We start from the raw sequence: 10,058 nt of genomic DNA, 5'->3' as shown, positions 1-10,058 counted from the left end.
GGTCGCATGCACAGGGGGCCGCTCCTCAGAATGAGGACCATGCAGCGCATCGAGTTCCTGAACTACCCCGCGAGCGGCCAACTGCCGGGCCTCCTGTGGGGCATTCGTATCGACGGCACAGATCTGCGCACGTACACCGCCGACGCCACCCGTGACCTCTGGCGACAGGAGCACGAGGAGGACAGCCCGGCCGAGAATGAACTCTTCCTGCTCCACCAGCACGGCGGCCTCGCACTCCGGGAGGTCGGCGACCCCGTACGCCACTTCCTCGGCGCCCCCGCACCGGAGTTCGCCGATCCCTCCACCGGCACCACCCCGGTCCTGGGCTGCTCCTGCGGCATCTGGGGCTGCTGGCCCCTGCTGACGATCATCGCCATCACCCCGGACACCGTCACCTGGTCCTCCTTCCGACAGCCCTTCCGCAAGAAATGGGGCGAGCTCCCCATGGGTCCGTACACCTTCGACCGCCCCGCCTACGAGGCCGCACTCGCACACCCGGTCCGCCTCACCGAGGACCCTCTGGAGCCGGACAGCGAGACGACGCCATGACCTGCGACCCGGCACCATGCCGCACCCCCCGGGCCGGCCAGGGCCGCGCAGCCCGAGGGCCGAGTTGCGCGCCGACCCTGCTTCCCAGGCGGAAATCCGGGACCCCGCAAGCACCCGCCCCCGCAAGCTTTACCGTGCACGCCCATTCCTGACATGCCGTCAGTTCAGTAATCTGACTATGCGTCAGGTACTGAGAATGAGAGGCCTCACACAGGAGCGGGCGTCTGCGATGCTTGGATCGACTCACGGCACCCTCACCACTCACTCCCGGCCGGCCCGCGTCGTGGCCTGTGGGGAGCAACCACCACACACCGTCCACGGCATGAGTGAACCGCACTCCGGCGACGGCGGACAGGGCGCCGGCGCGGTCGACCGCGACGTCAGCGGGCGCCCGCTGCACGCTCCGGTGCCCGACCTGGACCGGTTCTTCCGGCCCGGGTCCGTGGCCGTGATCGGCGCCTCGGACAGCGAGGGCCGGCCCAACACCGGGATCACCCGCCAGCTGATCGCCTGGGCGGAGCGCGTCGGCGCCCGGCTCCACCCCGTCAACCCGGGGCGCACCGAGGTCTTCGGGCGGCCCTGCCATGCCACCGTCGCCGATCTGCCGGAGACCGTGGATCTCGCCGTCCTGCTCGTCGGCGATCCGCTGCCGGTCATCGAGCAACTCGCCGAGGCCAAGGTGAAGTTCGCCGTGGCCTTCGCCTCCGGTTTCGCCGAGACCGGCGAGCGCGGCGCGGCCGCCCAGGCCCGGCTGGCCGAGGCCGTCGAACGCTCCGGGCTGCGGCTGCTCGGCCCGAACACCAACCTCAACGCCTTCGAGAAGTTCCGCGAGGACCTGGACGGCCCGGCCATCGCTCTGATCACCCAGTCGGGCCACCAGGGCCGCCCCGTCTTCAGCCTTCAGGAACTGGGCGTCCGCCTCTCGCACTGGGCGCCCACCGGCAACGAAGCCGATCTGGAGACCGCTGACTTTCTCTCCTACTTCGCCACCCGTCCCGAGGTCGGCGCCATCGCCGCGTATGTGGAAGGGCTCAAGGACGGCCGCAGCTTTCTGCTCGCCGCCGACCGGGCCGCCCGCAACAAGGTGCCCGTCGTCGCCGTCAAGGTCGGCCGCACCGAGACCGGCGCCCGGACCGCCGCCTCGCACACCGGCAAGCTCACCGGCGCGGACGGCGTCGTGGACGCCGCGATGCGGCAGTTCGGCGTGATCCGGGTGGACGGACTCGACGAGCTCCAGGACACCGCGGCACTGCTGGCCCGCGCCAAGGAGCCCACCGCCGAGGGCGTCGCCGTCTATTCGATCTCCGGTGGCACCGGCGCCCACTTCTCCGATCTGGCGACCGCGGCGGGGTTGCGGCTGCCCGCCCTCGGCGCCGCCAAGCAGGCCGAACTGCACGAGTGGATACCGGACTACCTCAACGTCGCCAATCCGATCGACAACGGCGGGCACCCGGTCGGGGACTGGCGCGGCCGCAAGATCATCGACGCGATCCTGGCCGACCCGTCCATCGGCGTACTGATCTGCCCGATCACCGGGCCCTTCCCGCCGATGAGCGACAAGCTCGCCCAGGACCTGGTGGACGCGGCGGAGCAGACGGACAAGCTGGTGTGTGTGGTGTGGGGCTCGCCGGTCGGTACGGAGGACGCCTATCGCGGCACCCTCCTCGGCTCCTCGCGGGTGGCGACCTTCCGCACCTTCGCCAACTGCATCACGGCCGTACGCGCCTATCTCGACCACCACCGCTTCGCCGCCGGCTACCGCTCGCCCTTCGAGGACGCCCCCCGCATACCGTCCCCGTCCGCGCGCAAGACCAAGGCCCTGATGCGTCCGGGCCAGCCGCTCAGCGAGCACGCGGCCAAGCAGCTGCTGCGCGCCTACGGCATCCGGGTCCCGCGCGAACAGCTGGTGACCAGCGCGGCGGCGGCCGTACGGGCGGCGAGCCTGGTCGGCTATCCCGTGGTCATGAAGGCCTCGGGCCCCCAGCTGGCGCACAAGACCGAACTCGGCCTGGTCAAGGTCCAGCTGACCTCGGCCAGCCAGGTCAGGGACGCCTACCGGGAACTCACCGACATCGCCCGTTACGAGGACGTCCCGCTGGACGGCGTACTGGTCTGCCAGATGATCGAGCGGGGTGTCGAAATGGTCGTCGGCATCACCCACGACAGCCTCTTCGGCCCGACCGTGACCGTCGGCCTCGGCGGGGTGCTCGTGGAGGTCCTCCAGGACGTCGCGGTGGGCATCCCGCCCTTCGGCGAGGACCGGGCCCGCGCGATGCTCGACGAGCTCCGCGGCCGCGCCCTGCTGGACGGCGTACGCGGCGCACCGCCCGCGGATGTGGATGCGCTGGTCGAGGTCGTCCTCAGGGTGCAGCGGATGGCACTCGAACTCGACGGCGAACTGGCCGAGTTGGACATCAATCCGCTGGTGGTCCTGCCCCGCGGGGAGGGCGCCGTGGCCCTCGACGCGCTCGCCATCTGCCCTTGACCCCCCTGGGAGCCGCACCCCCATGACACCCTCACCGTCCCCCCGTTCCGATCCCCCGGCCACCGGCCCGGAGGACAGCCCTGTCACGCCCATCGGGCCTGCCACCCCCGTCGGGCCTGGCACGCCCGCCCGCCCCGGCGAGCTCAGCCAGCCCGGCAGGCCCGGCAAGGCCGACAAGCCCGTCGACGGCACCGCGCGTCCGCGTCCCGATTCCCCCGACCCCGCGGACTCCGTCCCTTCATTGGTACTGCACGCCACTGACAACGGCGTCTCGTGGATCACCCTCAACCGGCCGGCGGCGATGAACGCCGTCACCTGGGAGCAGCGCGAGCGCCTCATCGGCCTGCTCGCCGACGCCTCGGCCGACCCGGACGTACGGGCTGTCGTCCTCACCGCGACCGGCAGGGGCTTCTGTGCGGGCGCCGATCTGCGCGGATCGCCGTCGGCGGGGGAACGGGTCGCCGGTGACGTCGCCCGGATGATCCGAGGCGGCGCCCAGCGGCTGATCACGGCGGTGCTGGACTGCGAGAAGCCGGTCATCGCCGCCGTCAACGGCACCGCGGCCGGGATCGGCGCCCATCTCGCGCTCGCCTGCGATCTCGTGCTGGCGGCCGAATCGGCCCGTTTCATCGAGGTGTTCGTACGCCGCGGGCTGGTCCCGGACGGCGGCGGCGCCTACCTCCTGCCGCGGCTGATCGGCCCGCAGCGCGCCAAGGAGCTGATGTTCTTCGGCGACGCGGTACCGGCCGCCGAGGCGGCGCGGCTGGGCCTGGTCAACCGGGTCGTCCCGGACGGCGAGCTGGTGAAGACGGCCCGGGAGTGGGCGGAGCGGCTGGCGGCAGGACCGACCCGCGCACTGGCCCTGACCAAACAGCTGGTCAACGCCTCGCTCGACACCGACCGCACCGCGGCCTTCACCGCCGAGGCCACCGCCCAGGAGATCAATATGACGACGGCGGACGCGCAGGAGGGGGTCTCCTCCTTCGTGGAACGCCGCACCCCGACGTACCGGGGACGATGACCCCAGCCGGACGCACCGAGGACGACGACCCGAACCGGACCCGCCCCGAGCCGGCCACACCGGGCCCCGCCCGTCCCAGCCCCCTACACCACCCCCGACATCACCCCTCAGCACACTCCGGCACCTCCCGCGTGTTCCGCGTCCGCACCCCCGGCAGCCACCCCTGCACCCCCAGCCCGCTGGTGACCAGATACCAACGGGTGGAGGTGATGCCCGCTTCGTCGCGGACCATCCGGCCGTCGGTCACCACACAGCGCGCGGCCAGGCCGTCACCGTGCCAGACCCGGCCGGCGGCGTTGCCGCGCGCGGCGTACGGGGCGCGCGGATCCCTGGCCAGCCGCAGGGCGCACTCCAGGGAGCGGCCGGTGCGGCAGGCCTGTTCGCTGTTGTAGACCGTGATCTTCACCGTGCGGTGCGGGCCGGCCGGCTGTACGGAGACGGGCCCGGGGCGCACCAGCCACCACACCCCCAGCGCCACCGCGGCCACCGCCGCCGCCACCACGAGCGCGACCGTGTACGGCCGCCTCCGGGGCAGTGCGACCACGGAGGCCGCCGGTGCGGGACCGGACTCCCTGATGCGGTCCCAGAGGCCGGGCGGTGTCTCGATCTGTTCGTCCGCGAGCCGTAGCCGTGCGCGCAGCAGCGCCTCGGCATCGTCCCCGGCACCGTCGCCGCGGCCACCGCCGAAGTCCCGTCCGTCGCCGCCCGTTCCGCCCGCACCGCCGTCGTACCGTGGCCCCACACCCACCGTGCCGCTCACCTCCCGGCCTGCCCGTGCTCCGATTCAACGAGGTAGGCGCGCAGCCTGTCCAACGCACGGGCGCGATGGCGGGCGGCGGTGCCACGATGCACTTTCATGATCTTTGCGGCCTGGTCGATGGTGTAGCCGTCGAGGTCGACGAGGATGACGATGCCTGCCTGCCGGTGCGACAACTTCCCCAGCAGGCGCACCGCTTCGATCTCGGCCTGCCGCCGCTCCACCCCGCCGTCCCAGCCGCCACCCGCCGCACCGGGCCCCGCGCCGCCGCCCGCCCCGGCATCCTCGACGCCGTCCATACCGTCGACCAGCACCTGACGGCGGTCCTTGCGGTAGGCGTCGCGGGCGACGTTGAGCACGGCGGTGAAGGCGTAGGCGTACGGCTCCGGATGGGCGAGGAAGCGCTGTGGACGGGCCGCGAGTCTGAGATACGCCTCATGCACCACGTCCTCCGCGGACTGTCTGGATCCGGCCAGCATCACCGCCCTCCGGTAGAGCCGGGGCAACAGCCCGCAGAAGACCTCGTCGAAGGTGGGTGACGCGGCAGACGAAGCTGACGACGATGTCGCATCGGCCATGAACCGGAACTCTCCCCCGTGCTCGGCTACGGACGCGGCCGCGGTGGACGCTACCCGTGCGGACGACACGCAATCAGGAATCCACTCACCAATCTCCCGCGAATCCACCGAGATCAGCCCTGATCGACCGACAAACCACACGTGTGGGTGGCCGACGCTTCCCGCCCTTCACATCTGACGCCTCATCAGATTCAATAAAGGCATGATGGGACACGCGGGAATGGCGGCCACGGCCGTGCGGTATCTGCGCTCCGTCGGCGCGCCCACCACGGCCGCCGCACCGGCCACCGCGCCCGCCGGGCCGCGTGTGCGGCCCGCGCTGCGGGCCGTGCGCGACGACGAGCGCGCCCCGTTGGACCCGGCCGAATTCCGCTCCGTCCTGGGGCACTTCGCCAGCGGCGTCACGGTGATCACGTCCCCCGGGGAGTCCGGACCGGCCGGGTTCGCCTGCCAGTCCTTCGCCTCGCTCTCCCTCGACCCGCCGCTGGTGACGTTCATGGTGGCGCGTACGTCGACCACCTGGCCCCGGATCGCCCGTGCCGGGGTGTTCTGCGTCAACATCCTCGGCGCCGGACAGGGCGCACTCTGCCGCGCCTTCGCGGTCAGCGGCGGCGACAAGTTCGCCGGTGTTCACTACGAAGCCGCGCCGGCGACCGGTTCGCCGCGGCTGGCGGACGTCCCCGCCTGGATCGACTGCACGGTCCACGCCGTGCACACCGGCGGCGACCACCTCATCGTGGTCGGCCGGGTCGACGCCCTCGGCACGGACCCGGCCGCCGCCGCAAGCGGCCCGCTCCTCTTCCACCGGGGCGCCTTCGGGCACTTCAGTGCATGAGCACGGACAGTGCCCTCGCGCGGTGACGTGCCGAAGCCGCCGTCGGCGGCCTATGCGGTGGCCGGCCGTGCCGTCGCCGTGCCCGCACGCCGCTGCCGGATGACCAGGGCCATCAGCGCCGCGACCGCGCACAGCGCGCCCGAGGCGTACCAGACCGGGTTGTAGGTGCCGAAGGCGTCGCGCGCCAGGCCGCCCAGGAAGGCGATCAGGGCGGCGCCCACCTGGTGCGCGGCCAGCACCCAGCCGAAGACGATCGCGCTGTCGTCGCCGTAGTGCTCGCGGCACAGGGCGATGGTCGGCGGGACGGTCGCCACCCAGTCGAGGCCGTAGAAGACGATGAAGAAGACCATCGGCGGGTGGACGGTGTCGGACAGCAGCAGCGGCAGGAACATCAGCGACAGTCCGCGCAGGCCGTAGTAGACGGCGAGCAGCCGACGGGTGTCGAAGCGGTCGGTGAACCAGCCGGAGGCGATGGTTCCGGCGATATCGAAGATGCCGATCACCGCGAGCAGCGAGGCGGCCGCCGTCATCGGCATGCCGTGGTCGTGCGCCGCGGGCACGAAGTGCGTCTTGACCAGGCCGTTCGTCGTGGCACCGCAGATCGCGAAGGTACCCGCCAGCAGCCAGAAGGGACCCGTACGGGCCGCCGAGACGAGCGCCCGCACCGCGCGCCGGGCCGCGCCCCGCTGCGGCGGCGGTTTGGCGACGAACTCCTGCGCCCCGTACGGCGCGAGGCCCACATCCGCCGGGTGGTCGCGCAGCAGCAGCCACACCAGGGGGACGACGGCGAGCGCGGCGAGCGCGACGGTCACCGCGGCCGGCCGCCAGTCGTGCCGGTCGACGATCCAGGAGAGGACCGGAAGGAAGACCAGCTGCCCGGAGGCGCCGGCCGCGGTGAGGATGCCGGTGACCAGACCGCGCCGCGCGGTGAACCAGCGGCCGGTGACCGTCGCCGCGAAGGCCAGCGCCATCGAGCCGCTGCCCAGACCGACCAGGACGCCCCAGTACAGGACGAGTTGCCAGGCGGTGGTCATGAAGACGGTCAGCCCGGCACCTGCCGCGATCACCGTCAGGGCCGTGGCGACCACCCGCCGGATGCCGAACCGGTCCATCAGCGCGGCGGCGAACGGCGCCGTCAGCCCGTAGAGCGCGAGGTTCACCGATACCGCGAAGCCGATGGTGCCGCGCGACCAGTGGAACTCGGTGTGCAGCGGGTCGACGAGCAGGCCCGGAAGGGAGGCGAAGCCCGCCGCGCCGATGATCGTGAGGAAGGTGACGGCGGCGACGGACCAGGCCCGGTGCGGGCGCCGCCGACGGGGTACGGGGGCAGCGGGGGTGTCCGCCGTACGCAGGGGCAGTTCGGGTGTCTGGGTCACCGCAGCAGCTTCGTCCGGCACCCCCGGACGGAACGAGTGGCCGGAAGGCCAGGCTTCCACAGGATCGGGCCATGCCCCCTGGAGACGTGGTCGCCCGGGCCCGCGGTGACCCGAAGGGCACGCCCTACCCGAACGTCAGCACCGCCCGCGCCACCCGCCCATGATGCGCATCGTCCGCCGCCTTCGCGAAGTCCTGCACCGGATAGGTCTTCGTCACCAACTCGTCGAGCAGCAGCCGCCCTTCGCGATACAGCCGGGCATAGAGCGCGATGTCCCGCTGCGGGCGGGACGACCCGTAGCGGCAGCCCAGAATCGACTTGTCGAGATACATCGACGACACCCGGAACGACGCCTCCGCGGTGGCCGGCGGCACACCGAGCAGCACCGCCTGGCCGTGCCGGTCCAGCAGATCGACGGCCTGCCGGATCAGCCGGGTGCTGCCCACGCACTCGAAGGCATGGTCGGCGCCGGTCGGCAGGATCTCCTTCACCGCCTTGACGCCGTCCGTGACCGCCGACGCGTCGATGAAGTGCGTCGCCCCGAACTGCCGCGCCGCCGCCTCCTTCGCGGGGTTGGCGTCCACCGCCACGATCACCGACGCCCCGGCGATCCGCGCCCCCTGGAGCACGTTGAGGCCGATACCGCCGGCCCCGATCACCACGACCGAGTCCCCGCGGTCCACCCGCGCCCGGTTGAGCACCGCCCCGACCCCGGTCAGCACCCCGCACCCGATCAGCGCGGCCGAGGTCAGCGGAATATCGTCGGCGATCTTCACCGCCTGCACCGCCTTGACGACCGTGCGCTCCGCGAACGCCGAGTTCGAGGCGAAGCTGAACAGCTCGGTATCGCCCCGCCGGAACGGCTTCTGCGGCATCCCGATCGCCTTCCGGCACATCGTCGGCCGCCCCCGGTCGCACTCCGCGCACGCCCCGCAGTTGGCCAGCGTCGACAGCGCGACATGATCGCCGGGCGCCACATGCCCGACGCCCGCGCCCACGGCCTCGACCACCCCCGCCCCCTCATGTCCCAGCACCACCGGCACCGGAAACGGAATGGTCCCGTCGACCACCGACAGATCGCTGTGACACAACCCGGCGGCCCGGATGCCGACCAGCACCTCGCCCGGTCCCGGATCCCGCACCTCCAGATCGTCCACGACCCGGGGCTGCTCGCCGTCGAATATGACGCCCCTCATGTCCGCTCCACTCTGGGCAGGCCGAGCACCCGCTCGGCGATGATGTTGCGCTGGATCTCGTCCGAGCCGCCGTAGAGGGTGTCGGCCCGGGTGAACAGGAACAGCCGTTGCAGCGCGTCCAGTTCGTACGGCGCCTGCGCGGTCCAGTCGGCGGGCCCCAGCGCCGCGGCCGCCCCCCGCACCCGCATCGCCAGCTCCCCGAGCCGCTGATGCCAGCCGCCCCACAGCAGCTTCGCCACACTCGGTGCGCCGGCATCCCCGGCCGCACCCAGGGTCCGCAGCGCATTCCACCGCATGACCCGCAACTCGGCCCACTGACGTACAAGCTGGTCACGCAGCACCGGATCCCGCAGCGCACCGCAGCGCACCGCCGCCCCGACCACCTCGTCCAGTTCCGCCGCGAACCCGATCTGCTGGACGAGCGTGGACACCCCGCGCTCCCGCGCGAGCAGCCCCATGGCCACCCGCCAGCCCGCGCCCTCCCCGCCCACCACATGCCCGGCCACCGCACCGTCGAAGAACACCTCGTTGAACTCCGCCGTCCCCGACATCTGCCGGATCGGCCGCACCTCGATGCGCCCCGGCTGATCCATCGGCACCAGCAGGAACGAGAGCCCCCGGTGCCGCCGCCCGGCCGGATCCGTCCGCGCCAGCACAAAGCACCAGTCGGCCTCCCCGGCCAGCGACGTCCAGACCTTCTGCCCGCTGACGCGATAGCCGGCACCGTCCCGGACCGCCACCGTCCGCAGCCCCGCCAGATCCGACCCCGCGTCCGGCTCGCTGTAGCCCTGGCACCACAGCTCCTCGCCCCGGGCGATGGCCGGCAGAAACCGCCGCCGCTGCGCCTCGTCCCCGTACGCGATCAACGTCGGCGCCAGCAGGTTCTCCCCGATGTGCCCCACCCGCCCCGGCGCCCTGGCCCGCGCATACTCCTCGGCCCACACGACCTGCCCGGTCAGCCCCGCCGAACGGTTCCCGTACGCCCCCTCAGCACACTCCCACCCGAGCCCGATCCACCCACCGGCCCCGAGCTCCCGCTCCCACGCCCGCCGCGCCCCCGCCCCCTCAAGCTCACTCCCCGGCCCGCCCCGCCCCGCCAACTCGGCGTAGTCACCTACGAGATGCCCCTCCAGCCACTCACGAGCCTCCGCCCGGAACGCCTCGTCCCCACTCCCGAACTCAAAGTCCACAAAGACCTCCCACACCCGCCCCCACAAACCTCTCCCCATCCCCCAACGGGAGGTGACGGGCCGGAGGGGCCG

The 10,058-nt window shown here is 72.4% G+C and carries 9 protein-coding genes; 4 read left to right on the top strand and 5 right to left on the bottom strand.

The genetic code is table 11. From position 1 onward, the window contains the following. The first annotated feature begins 39 nt into the window (after positions 1–39). The 3 genes from M8I34_RS40630 (at position 40) to M8I34_RS40620 (ending at position 4,055) form a co-directional block, all read left to right on the top strand. Positions 40–549, top strand: coding sequence for a hypothetical protein (locus tag M8I34_RS40630; protein ID WP_250058092.1), 510 nt, complete (start codon positions 40–42; stop codon positions 547–549). A 229-nt stretch (positions 550–778) separates the two neighbouring features. Continuing rightward, positions 779–3,034, top strand: coding sequence for an acetate--CoA ligase family protein (locus tag M8I34_RS40625; protein WP_250058091.1), 2,256 nt, complete (start codon positions 779–781; stop codon positions 3,032–3,034). 22 nt (positions 3,035–3,056) lie between these two features. Next, positions 3,057–4,055 (top strand): enoyl-CoA hydratase/isomerase family protein, encoded by a 999-nt coding sequence (locus tag M8I34_RS40620; protein ID WP_250058090.1) that lies wholly within the window; start codon positions 3,057–3,059, stop codon positions 4,053–4,055. Positions 4,056–4,155: 100 nt separating this feature from the next. Here the strand turns inward: M8I34_RS40620 and M8I34_RS40615 are convergent, their stop codons facing one another. Together M8I34_RS40615 and M8I34_RS40610 are read right to left on the bottom strand one after the other, a co-directional pair. Then, entirely contained in the window at positions 4,156–4,803 is a 648-nt protein-coding gene (locus M8I34_RS40615) for a hypothetical protein (protein WP_250058089.1), read from the bottom strand. A gap of 8 nt (positions 4,804–4,811) precedes the next feature. Beyond that, on the bottom strand, positions 4,812–5,390 hold the full coding sequence (locus M8I34_RS40610; protein WP_250058088.1) for an RNA polymerase sigma factor: 579 nt from the start codon (positions 5,388–5,390) through the stop codon (positions 4,812–4,814). Between the two features lie 220 nt (positions 5,391–5,610). Between M8I34_RS40610 and M8I34_RS40605 the strand changes: the two genes are divergently transcribed. Beyond that, on the top strand, positions 5,611–6,225 hold the full coding sequence (locus tag M8I34_RS40605; protein ID WP_250058094.1) for a flavin reductase family protein: 615 nt from the start codon (positions 5,611–5,613) through the stop codon (positions 6,223–6,225). Between the two features lie 50 nt (positions 6,226–6,275). On the opposite strand, the gene M8I34_RS40600 is transcribed toward M8I34_RS40605, so the two are convergent. The 3 genes from M8I34_RS40600 to M8I34_RS40590 all read right to left on the bottom strand — a co-directional run bounded on the left by M8I34_RS40600 (position 6,276) and on the right by M8I34_RS40590 (position 9,986). Then, positions 6,276–7,601, bottom strand: coding sequence for an MFS transporter (locus tag M8I34_RS40600; RefSeq protein ID WP_374211058.1), 1,326 nt, complete (start codon positions 7,599–7,601; stop codon positions 6,276–6,278). Between the two features lie 124 nt (positions 7,602–7,725). Then, positions 7,726–8,796, bottom strand: a complete 1,071-nt coding sequence (locus M8I34_RS40595) for a Zn-dependent alcohol dehydrogenase (RefSeq protein WP_250058087.1) — start codon at positions 8,794–8,796, stop codon at positions 7,726–7,728. Next, positions 8,793–9,986 (bottom strand): acyl-CoA dehydrogenase family protein, encoded by a 1,194-nt coding sequence (locus tag M8I34_RS40590; protein WP_250058086.1) that lies wholly within the window; start codon positions 9,984–9,986, stop codon positions 8,793–8,795. Before M8I34_RS40590 ends, M8I34_RS40595 begins: the two co-directional genes overlap by 4 nt. Positions 9,987–10,058 lie beyond the last annotated feature (72 nt).

The organism is Streptomyces sp. MCA2, assembly GCF_023544705.1.
Classification (GTDB): domain Bacteria; phylum Actinomycetota; class Actinomycetes; order Streptomycetales; family Streptomycetaceae; genus Streptomyces; species Streptomyces decoyicus.
The sequence above is the reverse complement of the archived record's forward strand: the minus strand, read 5'-3'. Positions and strand labels throughout refer to the sequence as shown.